Annotated in this window: 19 protein-coding genes; 16 read left to right on the top strand and 3 right to left on the bottom strand. The window is 62.9% G+C overall.

From position 1 onward, the window contains the following. Positions 1-241 precede the first annotated feature (241 nt). Positions 242-2,062 carry a DUF6895 family protein gene (locus tag NLI84_RS09905; RefSeq protein WP_255989928.1) on the top strand — a complete coding sequence of 607 codons (1,821 nt, stop codon included), beginning with the start codon at positions 242-244 and terminating at the stop codon, positions 2,060-2,062. Between the two features lie 54 nt (positions 2,063-2,116). Here NLI84_RS09905 and NLI84_RS09900 read toward each other — a convergent pair whose 3' ends face one another. The 3 genes from NLI84_RS09900 to NLI84_RS09890 form a co-directional block, all read right to left on the bottom strand. Then, a complete protein-coding gene (locus tag NLI84_RS09900; protein WP_255989927.1) occupies positions 2,117-3,241 on the bottom strand; it encodes a sterol desaturase family protein in 1,125 nt (374 codons plus the stop codon). A 226-nt stretch (positions 3,242-3,467) separates the two neighbouring features. After that, on the bottom strand, positions 3,468-4,775 hold the full coding sequence (locus NLI84_RS09895; RefSeq protein ID WP_255989926.1) for a HipA domain-containing protein: 1,308 nt from the start codon (positions 4,773-4,775) through the stop codon (positions 3,468-3,470). After that, the gene (locus tag NLI84_RS09890) at positions 4,772-5,038 is read right to left on the bottom strand and encodes a helix-turn-helix domain-containing protein (RefSeq protein WP_255989925.1); all 267 of its coding nucleotides are present in this window, start codon (positions 5,036-5,038) and stop codon (positions 4,772-4,774) included. The genes NLI84_RS09895 and NLI84_RS09890 overlap by 4 nt, the downstream gene beginning before the upstream one ends. 494 nt (positions 5,039-5,532) lie before the next feature. Between NLI84_RS09890 and NLI84_RS09885 the strand changes: the two genes are divergently transcribed. From NLI84_RS09885 to NLI84_RS09815, 15 genes are all read left to right on the top strand, one after another. Next, positions 5,533-6,168, top strand: coding sequence for a DUF2589 domain-containing protein (locus NLI84_RS09885; RefSeq protein ID WP_255989924.1), 636 nt, complete (start codon positions 5,533-5,535; stop codon positions 6,166-6,168). A 3-nt stretch (positions 6,169-6,171) separates the two neighbouring features. After that, the gene (locus NLI84_RS09880) at positions 6,172-6,816 is read left to right on the top strand and encodes a DUF2589 domain-containing protein (RefSeq protein ID WP_255989923.1); all 645 of its coding nucleotides are present in this window, start codon (positions 6,172-6,174) and stop codon (positions 6,814-6,816) included. Positions 6,817-6,942: 126 nt separating this feature from the next. After that, complete coding sequence (locus tag NLI84_RS09875) at positions 6,943-7,677, top strand: Crp/Fnr family transcriptional regulator (protein ID WP_255989922.1); 735 nt, start codon at positions 6,943-6,945, stop codon at positions 7,675-7,677. A 120-nt stretch (positions 7,678-7,797) separates the two neighbouring features. Then, positions 7,798-8,373, top strand: a complete 576-nt coding sequence (locus NLI84_RS09870; protein ID WP_255989921.1) for an RNA polymerase sigma factor — start codon at positions 7,798-7,800, stop codon at positions 8,371-8,373. A 116-nt stretch (positions 8,374-8,489) separates the two neighbouring features. After that, on the top strand, positions 8,490-8,726 hold the full coding sequence (locus NLI84_RS09865) for a RebB family R body protein (RefSeq protein ID WP_255989920.1): 237 nt from the start codon (positions 8,490-8,492) through the stop codon (positions 8,724-8,726). A gap of 47 nt (positions 8,727-8,773) precedes the next feature. Beyond that, a complete protein-coding gene (locus NLI84_RS09860; RefSeq protein WP_255989919.1) occupies positions 8,774-9,448 on the top strand; it encodes a hypothetical protein in 675 nt (224 codons plus the stop codon). A 123-nt stretch (positions 9,449-9,571) separates the two neighbouring features. Then, on the top strand, positions 9,572-10,216 hold the full coding sequence (locus tag NLI84_RS09855) for a hypothetical protein (protein ID WP_255989918.1): 645 nt from the start codon (positions 9,572-9,574) through the stop codon (positions 10,214-10,216). Between the two features lie 42 nt (positions 10,217-10,258). Further along, a complete protein-coding gene (locus tag NLI84_RS09850; RefSeq protein ID WP_255989917.1) occupies positions 10,259-10,612 on the top strand; it encodes a hypothetical protein in 354 nt (117 codons plus the stop codon). Between the two features lie 73 nt (positions 10,613-10,685). After that, positions 10,686-11,123 carry a lysozyme gene (locus NLI84_RS09845; protein WP_255989916.1) on the top strand — a complete coding sequence of 146 codons (438 nt, stop codon included), beginning with the start codon at positions 10,686-10,688 and terminating at the stop codon, positions 11,121-11,123. Between the two features lie 359 nt (positions 11,124-11,482). Next, positions 11,483-11,704, top strand: a complete 222-nt coding sequence (locus NLI84_RS09840) for a hypothetical protein (RefSeq protein ID WP_255989915.1) — start codon at positions 11,483-11,485, stop codon at positions 11,702-11,704. After that, positions 11,697-12,242, top strand: a complete 546-nt coding sequence (locus tag NLI84_RS09835; RefSeq protein ID WP_255989914.1) for a hypothetical protein — start codon at positions 11,697-11,699, stop codon at positions 12,240-12,242. The genes NLI84_RS09840 and NLI84_RS09835 overlap by 8 nt, the downstream gene beginning before the upstream one ends. A gap of 76 nt (positions 12,243-12,318) precedes the next feature. After that, positions 12,319-12,642, top strand: coding sequence for a RebB family R body protein (locus NLI84_RS09830; protein ID WP_255989913.1), 324 nt, complete (start codon positions 12,319-12,321; stop codon positions 12,640-12,642). 59 nt (positions 12,643-12,701) lie between these two features. After that, positions 12,702-13,028: a RebB family R body protein gene (locus tag NLI84_RS09825; RefSeq protein WP_255989912.1), complete on the top strand. Its 327-nt coding sequence runs from the start codon at positions 12,702-12,704 to the stop codon at positions 13,026-13,028. A 35-nt stretch (positions 13,029-13,063) separates the two neighbouring features. Next, a complete protein-coding gene (locus tag NLI84_RS09820) occupies positions 13,064-13,399 on the top strand; it encodes a RebB family R body protein (RefSeq protein WP_255989911.1) in 336 nt (111 codons plus the stop codon). Between the two features lie 42 nt (positions 13,400-13,441). Continuing rightward, entirely contained in the window at positions 13,442-13,861 is a 420-nt protein-coding gene (locus tag NLI84_RS09815) for a hypothetical protein (protein WP_255989910.1), read from the top strand. Positions 13,862-13,865: the final 4 nt, after the last annotated feature.

Here is a 13,865-nt window from a genome sequence, read left to right as displayed (position 1 = left end):
GCAAGCTGATCGACCTTTCCATGCCGGTCGAGCGCGTCATCGGCGCAGTCAGCAAGCTCGAAGAAGTAGCCGGTTATGTGCTCGCGTGGGAACGCTATGTGCTCGTGGTATCCGACTGTGCCATCGAGCAGGAAGTGATCCGCGAATGACCCGGAAGGCGATGTCCGCCCCCGTGCGGACATCGCCACCAGCCTCTCCTTGCCAAGGATCGTCATGCAGCGCCCGCCTAGAGGAGACGTCCATGCCCGCCACTTTTGCCGCTGCTGAAAGCGAACCGCTCCCCGCTGTCATCGCACGCCTGCACGCGCAAGCATTTTCCTGGCTTGCCGACGCCCTCGATTGTTTCTCGCCGCTGACTGCACCGCAGTCGGAACGCATGTTCGCGCACAAGGCGCTGCTGGAACTGGCGCTGCTGGCGGCCTATCAGCGCCGGCTCGACCCCGCCGGCCAAGCGGCACACACCGATGCCCTCCTTGAGCACATCGATGCCATCGCCACCCAGCCCGCCTATTTCGAACTGGCCGCGCGCGACCATGCCGCCTTGCTGCTCTACGGGCTGACCTATGCCGCCTTGAAGGCCTGCGGGCGGGACCACCCCAGCTACCGCCACGTGCTGGCGCAGAGCCTGCGCACCCGTCATGCACTCAATGCTGAGCGCATTCCCTACCGCCAACTCGACCTGCTGCATTTCCTCACGCTGGCCGAGCTCGACCACGATCTGCCCTCGTTCGCACAGACCTTTCGCTTCACGCTGCTCGCTGGCCGCCCTAACCTCGTCGAACTCTCCGACAGCGACGTCTATGCCATCACTCACGCACTGTTCTATATGACCGATTTCGGCTTGCGGCAGGCCGACTGGGGCATGCCGTTCGATGTCGCCGATGCCGCGCAGCGGATCGAGGCGCTGCTGCGGCACTACATTCAGCTTGGCAACGCTGACCTCGTCGCCGAACTGATCATCTCGCTGGCTTGCCTGGGCATCACCACTTCGCCCCAGATCGAGGCGGGCTGGCGCTGGCTGGCGACGCAGCAGGAGCCGGAAGGTCGCATTGACGGACCTGCCGGCATCATCGATGAAGCACGCTGCGAAGCCGAGCATGGTCTGCCCTATACACGCTGGAAGACGGCCTATCACACCACCATCGTCGCTGCGTTGGCCGCCGCTATGGCCCAACGCGCCCAGAACGCCGACTATCCGCAGAGACAGGCAAGCACAGCGCGCCCCGACACCGCGCCTGATGAGGCACCTTGCCGCGCGGCGCTCGCTTTTCTTTGCGGCAACCTTAACCACGAGGATCTGGCACTGGCCGCGCGTGCCGGTGCCGGGCTCGCCCTCGGCCACGACTTGCCGGCACACCTCCAGCCCGAGCCGCGCATCGCACAGCCAGCACTGCAACAGCTGGCCCGGCGCATCGACGCGGTAGAGGCGCCGCAGCAACTCTGGCAGGACATCGGTGCCGATTCCTGCCTGTTGCTCGCGCTGGTGTTCCAGGCTCATGAGATCGAGTGCGTTGCATTGAACGCCATGCTGTCGGCGGTGGCCGGGCAGATCGGCGACGCGGACCTCGAGGCCTATCCTCAGGCCTGGCCCGCTTGTGCCTTTCTGCAGGGCTTAGGCTGGATCGACCTGCCGCGTACAGCCGCGCCAGCGATCACGGCGGCAGCCGAAACAGACGAATCAGCGCTTGCCTGCGCGCAGCGCCTGCTCGCGCTCACCGGCGGCGATCCCGAGCGCTTGAGCGGCCCGCCCGCCGCGGGCCTCGTCGCACAACTGGCCAGCGGACTCATCGCCAGTTGCAAGGAATATCGCCTTATCGATGCCGCGCAGCTGGTCCGCTCGCTGGTGCTACTGGGTCACGCCAAAGACCCGGTCCTGCGTGACGCCGTTGAGTATTTGCTGAGCCAGCAAACGCCGGCTGGCGCATTCGGCTACTTCGCCAGCAGCGAACAAGAGGCCACGATCGCGGCCATCCGCCTCAACTGGACGCTGGCCGTGCTGTGGGCGCTGGTCGATGCCGATTACCCGCAACACAGCATCAGTCGTCGGTTTGCGCTGACTTGACGCGCCTCGCAGCGGCAACGGGCCTACACCAGCCACCCTGCGCGCGAATACGGCTCAGCCCTTCCAGGTGAAGGGGAAGCGCAATTGCTTGAGGAAGCCGTTGGGCACGTAGTCGCCCAATACACCATAGTTGGACGGCCACAGGCGATCGGACTTCACCGCCGTGCCAAACAGGTAGTCAAGAAAGGAGAAGTGCGCCGAGTAGTTGCGATCGAGCGCTTCCTGGTCCTGGCTGTGATGCCAGTGGTGAAAATTGGGTGTCACGATCAAATAGCGCAAGGGACCCAGGCGCACATTGACGTTGGTGTGGTTGAACACCGCCTGGAAGCCGACGATGACGATATAGACATCGATCACTTCCTTGGAAAAACCGAGAACGAAGATTGGTGCCAGCACCAGCGTGCGAGTGATCACCAGCTCCAGGATGTGCTGACGCGAGCCGGCCAGCCAATCCATGCTCTTGGCGCTATGGTGTACCGCGTGCAGGCGCCATAGCGCCGGGATCTCGTGGTAGGCGCGATGCGTCCAGTACTGCATCAGATCGGCCACCAGCACGATACAGAACAGCGCAGCGAGGAAGGGCATATCGCGTACCCAGGTCTGGATGTCGCCCTGCACCGCCCAGCCGAAGAAGCGATGCACCAGCTGGTTGGTCACCAGCAGGATCAGGCCGACCACCAGATGGTTGACGATGAAATGATGGAAATCGGTCTGCCATTCCGCGCGGAACACCGGCTGCTCGCGGCGCAGCGGAAACAGCTTTTCCAGGAAGATGAAGATCAGGCTGGAGCCGAGCAGATCAAGGATGAACCAGTCGAGCCCGATATAGGCGGAATGCTGCGCGTAGTTGCCCACCGGTACCTTGTGGCCGCCCATCAAGGCGCTGACCGCGACGATGATGAAAGCCGACGCTGACAACCAGCGCACCCGGCCCAACAGGATATTGGCCAGCGCGACGCCGCCGCTGGCGACCATGGACCAGAACAGAAGCTGGCGCATCACGCCGGTGTCGTAGACTTCGCGCAGTTCCGGCGTGGTCAGATACGCCGGAAAGTGAAAGGCCAGCACCCCCAGAAAACACAGGATGCCCAGCATCAGCGCAAACACCCCGGAAGCCACGCCCTTACCCAGATGGATACGGCCGTGCGATTCAGACAGCTTATTGAGTTTTTCGTACATTTTGAGCCCCCTGCTTTATGCCGGGAAACTATCACGAACCCCCATCTCCGTCAGCCCCCGCCCGGCATGGGGCACGGGCCTATCGAACGGAAACCGGCTCCGACCCTTCGTGAAAGTCAGGCTCGCACATTGACTCTGCCCGCGAGGGCCGGATCGCCCCGGCGACAGAAACAGTAGACCGCGGCCATCCCCCCGCCACCGCTCAGCAAGTTGCCTCACTCACGTCTCAGGCGATCTGTTTTGTCATTTCCGAGACGACGGTATGCAAGATGGCTCTGAGACAACGGGACTCGCCCGCCACGGTGGCGGACAAAACCGGGCGCTCATTGGCGATCTGGGCATTTTCAACCTCGACCTCGGTGTACAGAACTTCCGCCTCTTGGAGAATCCGGCTGCGCAGATTTTCCAGCAAGCGTTCGGCCGTGCCTTTTGCCAGATTCAGTGCCGCACCGGCCTCCAGCAGCAGACCGCGGTTGATGTCTCCGAAGTACTGTACACCCAAAATCGGCCAGGCCAATCGGGTTTGCGCGGGCCAGCCCGTTTTGTCGAAGGCCGCAGTGTCATAGCTGGCCACGCTGAGCAGGTCGTAGAACGGCGCCAGTTGCACGCCCTCGTGGGACACCAGAAAGCTTAGATTTTTCAGGTGAGCATCGCTATTGCCAACAAGCACATTGAATACCAGCCAGATAAAGAGCCGAGAGCGCGCCACCGCCGGGCTGCGACAAGCCCGAGCCAGCACCGCCAGATTTTCCATGCTGCCTTGGCTGTATTTGAAGCTGCGGTCCAGCCCCAGCAGCTGGCAGGCGTCGATCACATGCCTGCGTTGCCAGCCCTGCGCGTCGGGTACCCGATCAAAGCGATCAATCAGATAAACCGGCTCGGGCACATAGCGACGGTGAACATCGGGCACGTCCAAGCCCAGTCGCTTGGCCAGGCGCATCACGAACCATTCATTGATTACGGAATGCGGGTAGTCCTCATCCGGGTGATCGGGTTTCAGAATATGCGTGGAAGGCGTAGCGCCAGCGGGTTCAAACAGTGCGCCGTCTTGCAGGACGACGGCCAACTTATGCTGCGCGCCAGCCAGCGACATGCGCTTGATGGCCGCATGCGTCAGTGGTGCCTTGGGCAACTGACGGATGCGTGCTGCCAGGGCCTCATCCGGTAACGGGCGCAGTGGCTCGGCGGCGTGATCCCCCGCATCCGGCGGCAGCAAGGTCACCGACCCCGCCGACTCCGCGCCGTACCAGGCCAGCAAGCCAAAGGCATCTGCCGCATCCAGCTTGGCGTCTTTGGCCAGCAGAAGACGTTGCCCTTCTTCCGGCAGCAGGTTATCGAAATACCATTGCACGGGACGCCGGCTTGCGCCGTCCACCAAGGACGCTGACGCCAACGGAAGATGCGGGCTGAGCGCAAAACCCAGCGGGTTGTTCCGCCAGTCCTCGTCGTATTGGAACTGCCAGAGCCCCGCCACTTCCTGCAAGGTGCCGACCTCTGTCTGATTGATGGACGCCCGTAAAGACCGGCCGTTCATGGCTTGTCCTGGCGGCTGGAGAGGTCGTTCAAATAGGCGGCCACACTATCGGGCACATCCACCACGACTCGGACGCCCAGCCCCTCAAGCACCTGAAAGAGCTTCCCCCATTGCACGGAATCGCTGCCGCGCTCGATCTTGCCAAGGAAGTTCTCGCTGACGCCGATGCTGCCTGCTGCATCGTCCTGGCGGATCTTCTGCGCCTTACGAGTGGCGCGCACCACCTTGCCGATGGCTGCGGCATTGTCGATGGGTATCTTCATGTCAAATCCTCATGCACATGCGGATTCTGCTCCTAAACCGAGTACAGGACAACAAATCCACTCGATCGTGAGGATTTTTATATGGAACTGTTTCCCACTACCAAAATCCTTTCAATTGTGAGGATTTTATGAGGACCACGATAGACTGCCCACCGTGCGCGGAAGGACGATACGTGAGTGACGTAGCGATATGGCTTGGCGCCTGCGCGCAGCAGTGCCTTGCTGTTCCGGGTTGTTGAACACGAAAAATCGCTGCATGCGCGCTCGGCCGGTAGCGACGATCCAGCCCCGCGCAGCCGTGCTATCCCGTGGAGCTTACGCGCTGCCCCGGCAAGGTCCTCCCCTGAGGCTAGGGCGCGTCATCCGCACAATCGCCATTTCTCCCTATTGGAGAATGCGCTCCCAGGACCGAAAACAGGTATTCACAAGATCCCGACGTCCGCGTTCCAGCAAGCATCGGGGCAAACGCTTGCCCGGCGTTCAGGAGAAATGCGATGGCGCTCGATCCCAGCTTCGTCGGTTCCGTGCTCAATGCGTTGCCGCTCGACAAGATGATAGGCGGACCGCTGCAGGCGATGATCACCGCCCAGGTCCAGGCATCCAAGGCCTACGCCGATTTCCTGCTGTCCGTGTGCATACGCGACGGCAAGGCGGTGGCCGTCCAGTTCGACTACGAGGAAACCGTGCTCGACGAAGCGGGCAACGCCCAAGGCGTGCTGCAAAAGACGATGCGCGTGCCCTTGATGGCAGCCGTGGTCCACCCGGTGATCTGTATCGAGGAAGGCACGGTGGATTTTGAATTGACGGTATCGCAGAGCGCAATGGAAAGCCACAGCACCGACGCAGAGGCCGGAATCGAGGCCAAGCTGGGCTGGGGGCCTTTCAACGTGGCGATTCACGGCCGGGTTTCCCACAAGGCGGAGCAGACGCGCAAGACCGATACCAGCGCCAAGTATTCGATCCATACGCGCCTGGCGCGCCAGCCTGCGCCTGAGGCATTGCAACGCGTGATCGACTTTCTCACCGATGCCGCGACCAAGCCCGCGCTGCTGCCGAACAACAAGGATAGGATGCTGCCGCTGCCGGCCACTGTTCTTGGCACCGACAGCCAGACCAGCTCGGCCTCCTGAGCGATGTGGCAGATCTTCCGCAAGCGCCGCGTGCCCGAGCGCGCAAACGCGCCCCTCCAGAGCGCAACGCCTGGCAGCGCGGCGCCTCCGCCGGGCTCGCCCACCGACAGCGATGACGATGGCGGCGACGTCGCCTTCAACGGCATGTCGCTGAGCGATATCACGCGAGGTCTACAACATGCCGCCGCAGCGGCGAACCAGATCGTTGCCCACCAGTACACGGCGGTGTTGCAGCAGTTCTTCGACACGCGCCCGGACGGCTCACTGCAACCCAAGCTCGTGACCATGGCCATGGCAGACGGCCAGGTCCTGATGCTGCCGCTGATTGCACTGATGACGCCGCGCGGCATGGCCATGGAACGGATGCGAGTCGAGCTTTCGGTGCGCACCGACGATACCGCCTGGATCGACGAGGCCCACCATTTCGACGACGCCAGCCACGGTCGCAGCCGCTTCACCGTCTCCATGGCGCCCCGCGGCGGTACGCCGCCTGGTAGCGAGCGTGAACACCGCACCATGGATATCACGCTCGATTTCGTTGCCCTGACGCCGCCGGAAGGGCTGATGCGCATCATCGACGAATATACCAGTGGCATCGTCCCCGCCAACGCGGCCCGCGGCAAACCGGACGGCGACCCGGAGTCCTAGTCGGCCCCCTCCCCCGCGTCTTCACCGTCTTCAACCCAGCACCCACCTGTTTCCACCCCGCTCGCAGCGGTCAGGCGGATGACAAAAGACAGGCATGTATGACTGTCGCCAGGGAAGGAATATCGATTGAACCTGAACAGCGTCGCGGCTCACAAAGGTGCCACCCAATCAGGCAAGCCGCAGCCACGGTGCCCCTTGCGCCATATTCCGCTGCTGGCCGGGCTACCGGACGAGTTCGTCGATTATGTATCGGGCAACGGCCAGATCTGGCAAGGCCAGACGGGGCGGGTGCTGTATCAGCAAGGGGAGCCCGAACAGTTCATCGCCCTGGTGCTCAGTGGCTGCGTCCATCATGTGCTGCAAGGGCCCGATGGCCGGGAAGTGATCCACCGCTGCAGCGGCTACGGCGATCTGCTGGGAGAAACCGCGCTGTTCGATCCCCAAGCCCACAGCAGCTCCGCGTTCGCCGCCGAGCCGTCCCAGTTGCTGCTGCTCCATGCACGCCACTTCGACAGGCTCAATGGCGAAGCGCACTTCCGGCTCAGGGTGCAGCAGCTGTTGTGCAATCGCTTGCGACATGCGCACGAATTCATCGAATCGATCTCGCTGCATCGGCTGGAAGCGAGACTGGCGCGGCACTTCCTGCTGGAAATCGATTGTAAGGGCTGCCTTCAGGATAACGGAGTAGCCATTCCACTCCCCACCAGCCAGAGCATCCTGGCGGCCAGGATCAACGTCAGCAGACCCAAGCTCAATGCCCAGCTCCAGCTCTGGCAGCGACAAGGGCTGATGCTTCGTCGACCGCCTTTGCTGATATTTCACGATCTTGCGCAACTACAGCAGATTGCTCAGCGCGGATAAGCTTTCAATCAGCAAAAGAAAATGCAGAAAAACCTTTACAAGAAAATTGGTAGCAATGTCACCTGAGTAACAGACCACACGATATGACAATTTCATTCTGTGCCTCCCTATGCACGTTTCGTGGAGCGCCAGATGACTCTTCCTCCTGTTGTTCTTCCTTCGACCCTTGCCGATCACGACCATTGCTTTGACCGAGCCTGGCGCAACGTCCACGCCGCGCTGTTGCGACGTGCCCGCCGCCTCAGCATGGGCGACGTCTATCTGGCGGATGAATTGCTCGCCAATACCGCGCTCAAGGTCTTTCTTTATCTGCGCAACGGCCCCGAACGGGTCCGTGATCCGGAAGGCTTCATGTTTCTGGTACTCGACCATGTGTTTCTCGACTGCGTGCGCAAACGGGGCCGGGAGGATCGAGTGCTCGATCGCGAGACGATGATCGATTCCGATTGGGTGATCGATCTGGCGGGCCCCGGCCTGGATCCGGCACAGGCGGTAGCGCTGCAGCAGGAACTCGACCAGCTGGATGCGGCACTGGCTCGCCTCAACCCGATGCAGCGGCAACTGTTCGAAATGCGCTTCGAACAGGAGCTGCCCTATCCCGATATCGCCAGTGCACTCCAGGTCAGCGAGGCACTGGCCAGAAAGCGCGTGGAGCTGCTGCGCAAGCGGCTGCACGGCTTGATGCGGCACGCGTGAGGCCATCGTCGTTCACAGGCAGCGATCCACGGCGTTCCTGTCTGCATGTGCGGCGCCCTCGCCACCGGGCCCGCACCAGTCGTTCAACCGGCCGCAACCACCGAGGAGAGAGGTTCATGGCAGACAACACGCCCGTCAACGCACAGATCACCGATGCAGTCACCCAGACCAATGTGAAGGTCGTGGCAGAGGCGCCGGCCCAGGCCATGGCTGCGCTGTATCAGATCGCCAGCCACTCGGCCGGCCTGTCGCTACAGAACGCGATACACAGCCAACAGGCGCTGAACCAGATTTCCAGCGCCGTCGTTTCCAAGGCCGTGACCATGATTCTCTCGGTCGGCGACAAGACCTGAGCCCTGACTGACCCGCCGCAGCCCGGCGCTCCCTAGGACATCGAGCCATGAGCCTGAAAGACATGCTGTTCGGCAAGCAAGCCGCCCGGGAGCCCGCCAGCCCGGTGGCGCCCGTAGCCACTACGGCCGGCGCGCCGGCATCCGCAGACGCTCCGGCGGCCGAGGCGGCGACACCGGATGCCACGCCCACCCCGGCCACCCCGGCCACCCCGGCCACCTCGCCACCCGCGGCGGCGCCTGCCAGCAAGCCGCCCCCGACCTTGCTCAGCAGCCTCAATCAGCAGCTGGTCCAGGGCCCCGGTGGCTTACCCCCGTCCACCGATGCACTGAACGATCAAATCGTGCAGGCGGTACAGATCAGCAATGCCGAGACGGCGGCCTACGCCGCCAGCCAGATCGCCGTGGCACCCAACATGATGATCACGCAGGCAAGCGGCCTTGTCGCCCAGTCCGCGGCGGCCTACTTCGACGGCGCCAGCAAGATGGCGCTCGCCAGCAAAAGCGTGCTGTTGAAGAACATGACCGAGAAGTTCGCCAAGGAAGACCTCAAGGGCGCGGCCGAGGATGCCCTCGGGGTGCTGCTGACCGATCTGCTGATGGGCACGGCGGCCGCCGTCGCCGCAGCAGCGGGCGCAATCGAGGCGGAATCGGCGCATTTCGCGCTCGATAAGATCGACCAGAGCATCGACAAATATCACAACCTGCTCGATCGCAAGGGCTGAAGGGCGCGCCGTTTGCTTGCGAATGCCGTGTTTCACAACTTGATTTTCGTTTCGTTGTAATGAGGGGCGCCCGGTCATTGCGTCGGCACCCACCCTTACCCCCATAGCCCTTTGGAGAGCACCATGAATGTCGGTGATATCGTATTCAGCGTCGCAACCATCAACGATGAGCGTTCGACCAAACTGCCCCGCGTATTCATCCGCGCCGGCCAATGGCTGAAAATGAAAGTCTTCTCGGGAGGCGAAGCGCCACGCGTCCCCATTGTCCATGCCGCCATCGCGGTGGGAAACAATACCGTGATCGAAAGTGTGGGCGATGGCATCGTGGCCACCAATCTCGCCGACGAGCGCCCGCCCCGTTCCGGGCTGATCTTCACGCCGACCAACACGGCCCTTGGCGACGCGGCGGCTTTCGCGGCGTCGCAATTCTTCAACGACCGGGAAAACAGCAATATCTGCGGTGAATACAGCTGCACCAAGGCCATGCTGTCGGTCATTCGCTCCGGCCCCGGCGGCAATGACCTGATTCAGCGCATCAACGATTCGGTCGCAATTGGGCACCAGTCTTTTTGCTCCCAATTCGTGGTCAATTGCTATGAAATCGGCAACCTCTATATCAGCGCCAATCTCAATCCGCCACCACCGTCGATCTTCAATCAACGCCCAGCCGCGATGACCCCCTATGAGCTGGCCGAGTTCTGCGACAGCCTGGGCAGCGGTTTTCGCTTTGCCGGATTCTGGCAAGACGGCGTGCAGTGCCAGCTTTAGCAGTGGTTCATCTGTGCAAGCCCTGATACACCGGAGCCACCGATGGCATTCACCACGCAAGAACTCGCACAGCAAATGAATCACCCCAATCTTGCCAATTGGGCCAATTCCTCACCGCGCTATCAGCAGCCCTATTTGGCGGGTTTTGCAATGTATTTCAGCAATTTGCAAGACTGGATCACGCAACATGGCGGCGCAAATCCGTTTGGCTGGGAGGACGTAAGCGGATTGACGACCCCGAGCGGCGTGGCGGTCGTGCTGCATGGGCCTGCACAGCGCGCGCCATTTAACGCCGCCTTCGACGATGTGAGGGCCTATCAGAATACGCCCGGCTTTCGCTTGTTCCAGGCCGCCGAAGCGATTCAACGCCTGATTCGCGTATTGCATCTCCTGTAAACCCCGATACCGGCACGACAACGCGGCTGCGGCGCATCCGCTTGCACGTGCCGGCCTTAGTGAAAGGAAGATCATGCAAACCAGCTCCAATGGCATTGCGCTGATCGAGCGCTTCGAAGGCCTGCGCCTCACCGCATACCAGGATGTGGTCGGCATCTGGACCATAGGCTACGGCCATACCGGCAGCGATGTGCATCCCGGCCTCAGCATCAGCCAGATCCAGGCCGCCGCGCTGCTGCAGGGCGACCTGACCCGCTTCGAGGCCGGTGTAGGCCGCGCGGTGACGGTGCCGCTCAACCAGAACCAGTTTGATGCCCTCGTGAGCTTTTCCTACAACCTGGGCCTGGCCAACCTGCAGCATTCAACGCTGCTACGCCGATTGAACGCCGGCCACTACGATGAGGCCGCGCAGGAATTCCCGAAGTGGTGTCGGGCAGGCGGCAAGGTGCTGCCAGGGCTGGTGAAGCGGCGGTCCATGGAGCAGACCTTGTTCCTGACACAGGAACACTGAACCTGCGGCGTACCTCACGCCGATGACGCCCCGCCCCAATCCTGACCACCGCCGGCTTGGAACTCGCGCTCGCGGCAGTTTCAGGCTGGCTGGTACCGCTGCCGCCGACAGCCCTCTGCCGGTACCCCTACAGATACCGGCCATGCCACCCAAGCAGGACGACGGGCCGGGCGTCATCACCCCCACGCGCCCGGAGTGCAGCGTCCCCCATTTGGACACGGCCGTCGACGTTGCTGAAAATGCGGCCGGCGCCGATCTCCGCCGCTGACACGGGCCCTCTTCACAAATGGGCCGCCGCCACGTCCAGACAATGTCCCTGCCTTGCGCAGGATTCCCCGACATCCATCAGGAGCGTGTCCATGCAAGACGATCTGGTTTCCCTTTATGCCGGCCTGCAGCAGCTGCTGGCGCAGTGCCTGAACGAGTGGTCCCATGCACTGGGCCAGTCGGAGCCTGACGGCAGCGACGCCGAGTACGCCCGTCTCGCCCAGGCGCTGGCAACGGCACGCAGCGCGCTGGCACCCATCGTGGCTGAACTGCCGCACGACAACGCAGCCACGAGCGGAGCGCAGCATGTCTGAAGCCGGCCCCGCCCCGATATTGCATCCGGACCTGCAACAGCTGGCCGAGGCTTGGCTGCAGCGGCCGCTGGAAGGCGCGGAGGCGCAGCGCCTGCTCGCCTTCCAGCAAGGCTTGACGCAGCAGGACGCCGGGGCGCAACTGAAGCAACAGGCGGCCCAGACCGTCGATGCCAGCCGCGCCCGGGCGACAGCCAGCGTGCGCGACACCCTGCAAACGATACAGGCCAGCACCGGCCAGGCACTGCAACAGCAGGCCCAGGAGGAAGCGGCGATCCTGAAGCTGGTGGACGGCGCGCGCACGCTGGCCGATCTGCGCCCATCCACGCTGCAACCCGGCGCGCAGCCGGGTGGCGCGCAGATGGTGCTATCGCAGATCGCCGACCGGCTTGCCGGCCTTGCCAAGCAGGAGGTTGAAGCGTGCTTCAACCAGTATTTCGGGCCGCTGTCGCAGGAGCTGCAGGCGGTGATCGCCCGCCTGGCCAAGCAGCAGGACGCTGCCACACCGCCCGCGTCGACCGATCCGGGCCCCGCATCCTGACGTTCACAGCCGGCTTACGGCAGCGTCCCTATCAGCAGCACGGCAACTGCCGTGCCTACCTTCCAGGAGAAACGAGATGGCTTTCCCGACTTCCGTCAACGACCAGATCACCGATGCAGTCACGCAGTCCAACGTCAAGGTGCTGGGCGAAGCGCCGGCCGTGGCGCTGGGCTCGCTGTACCAATCGATGGCCCATTCCACCGGCATTTTGTTCGAGAACGCGGTCTCGGCCCAGCAGCAACAGAACACGCTGACCCAGGCCGCGACCAATATGGGCGTGATCCAGATCTACAGCGTGGACACCATGGCCGGTGCTGCCGGCACCGAAAAGGTGTCGCAGGCCGGCGTCGCCGACAATCTGACCAGCCTGCTCACCGTGCTGAACTCGTTCCGCCGCTAATCGCAACCGGCGGTATGTCTTCCCCCGATCGTATCGCCGCTTGAACTTGGAGATTTCCCATGGCTTACCCCACCGCAGTCAACAACCAGATCACCGATGCCGTCACCCAGACCAACGTCAAGGTACTGGCGGAAGCACCGGCCGTCGCCATCGCCTCGTTGTTCCAGACCATGGCGCATTCGACCGGCATTCTGTTCGAGAACGCCACCTCGGCCCAACAACAACAGAACACGCTGTCGCAAGCCGCTGCCAATACCGGCGTGATGCAGATCTACAGCGTCGACACCATGGCCGATGCAGCCGCGACCGAAAAGGTGTCGCAAGGCGGCGTGGCGGACAACCTGACCAGCCTGCTCTCCGTCATGAACAGCTTCCCGCGCGGCTGATCATTCCTTCCTCCATCTGATCCAGGAGCTCCACCATGAGTTTTCCCACCGCAGTGAACAACCAGATCACCGATGCCGTCACCCAGAGCAACGTGAAGGTATTGGCCGAAGCGCCGGCCATGGCCATGAGCTCGATCTATCAGACCATGGCCCACTCCACGGGCATCTTGTTCGAGAATGCCGTGTCGGCCCAGCAACAGCAGAACACCCTGGCGCAGGCCGCGGCCAATATGGGCGTGATGCAGATCTACAGCATGAACACCATGGCCGGCGCGGCAGCGACCGAGAAGGTGGCTCAGGGCGGCGTTGCCGACAACCTGACGAGCCTGCTCACCGTGCTGAATTCGTTCGGCAACCGCAGCGGCCTGTAACCCATCGGGGTCGAGGCCGCGCGCCCCGGCCCCGCTGTCATCGTGACGCCGCCCTCCGACTCCACCCCACCGCCGCCAGACCCCATACCGGACAACGCATCCGTCCCTGCGGATGCTGGCCTGCGCAAGAGCCCGATCCATCTGCTGTCTGCGCTGGTGATGCTGGCTACCGACCACGCCTGGCAGGAGCTGCTGCCGCAACTGCTCCAGCCCTTGCCCAGGGCCGCCCACATCGGCGTAATACTCGGAGCCAGCGCGCTGGTGTTTGCCATCACCGCCCTGAGCGTGCTGCTGGTACAGCGCTGCATCGAACGCGATGCCTACGGTATTGCACTTGCCAAGGCGGTCGCCATGGGCGTACTTGCCGGCTTGCCCTACGCGGTGGGCACCACCGAGATCGGCCTGGCTTTCGTCGCCTGGGCCGGCATCACCGAGCTGCTGCAACGCGGTAACAAACCCTGAAGGA

It is taken from the genome of Chitinolyticbacter albus, from assembly GCF_024437655.1.
In the GTDB taxonomy this organism is placed as follows: Bacteria; Pseudomonadota; Gammaproteobacteria; order Burkholderiales; family Chitinibacteraceae; genus Chitinolyticbacter; species Chitinolyticbacter albus.
Note: the sequence above shows the minus strand (reverse complement) of the source record. Positions and strands in the feature narration are given on the sequence as shown.

Bases quoted from the DNA above. Each gene is read 5' to 3' on its own strand.
- NLI84_RS09905 (WP_255989928.1), top strand. From the start codon at position 242: ATGCCCGCCACTTTTGCCGCTGCTGAAAGCGAACCGCTCCCCGCTGTC.
- NLI84_RS09900 (WP_255989927.1), bottom strand. From the start codon at position 3,241: ATGTACGAAAAACTCAATAAGCTGTCTGAATCGCACGGCCGTATCCAT.
- NLI84_RS09895 (WP_255989926.1), bottom strand. From the start codon at position 4,775: ATGAACGGCCGGTCTTTACGGGCGTCCATCAATCAGACAGAGGTCGGC.
- NLI84_RS09890 (WP_255989925.1), bottom strand. From the start codon at position 5,038: ATGAAGATACCCATCGACAATGCCGCAGCCATCGGCAAGGTGGTGCGC.
- NLI84_RS09885 (WP_255989924.1), top strand. From the start codon at position 5,533: ATGGCGCTCGATCCCAGCTTCGTCGGTTCCGTGCTCAATGCGTTGCCG.
- NLI84_RS09880 (WP_255989923.1), top strand. From the start codon at position 6,172: ATGTGGCAGATCTTCCGCAAGCGCCGCGTGCCCGAGCGCGCAAACGCG.
- NLI84_RS09865 (WP_255989920.1), top strand. From the start codon at position 8,490: ATGGCAGACAACACGCCCGTCAACGCACAGATCACCGATGCAGTCACC.
- NLI84_RS09860 (WP_255989919.1), top strand. From the start codon at position 8,774: ATGAGCCTGAAAGACATGCTGTTCGGCAAGCAAGCCGCCCGGGAGCCC.
- NLI84_RS09855 (WP_255989918.1), top strand. From the start codon at position 9,572: ATGAATGTCGGTGATATCGTATTCAGCGTCGCAACCATCAACGATGAG.
- NLI84_RS09850 (WP_255989917.1), top strand. From the start codon at position 10,259: ATGGCATTCACCACGCAAGAACTCGCACAGCAAATGAATCACCCCAAT.
- NLI84_RS09845 (WP_255989916.1), top strand. From the start codon at position 10,686: ATGCAAACCAGCTCCAATGGCATTGCGCTGATCGAGCGCTTCGAAGGC.
- NLI84_RS09840 (WP_255989915.1), top strand. From the start codon at position 11,483: ATGCAAGACGATCTGGTTTCCCTTTATGCCGGCCTGCAGCAGCTGCTG.
- NLI84_RS09835 (WP_255989914.1), top strand. From the start codon at position 11,697: ATGTCTGAAGCCGGCCCCGCCCCGATATTGCATCCGGACCTGCAACAG.
- NLI84_RS09830 (WP_255989913.1), top strand. From the start codon at position 12,319: ATGGCTTTCCCGACTTCCGTCAACGACCAGATCACCGATGCAGTCACG.
- NLI84_RS09825 (WP_255989912.1), top strand. From the start codon at position 12,702: ATGGCTTACCCCACCGCAGTCAACAACCAGATCACCGATGCCGTCACC.
- NLI84_RS09820 (WP_255989911.1), top strand. From the start codon at position 13,064: ATGAGTTTTCCCACCGCAGTGAACAACCAGATCACCGATGCCGTCACC.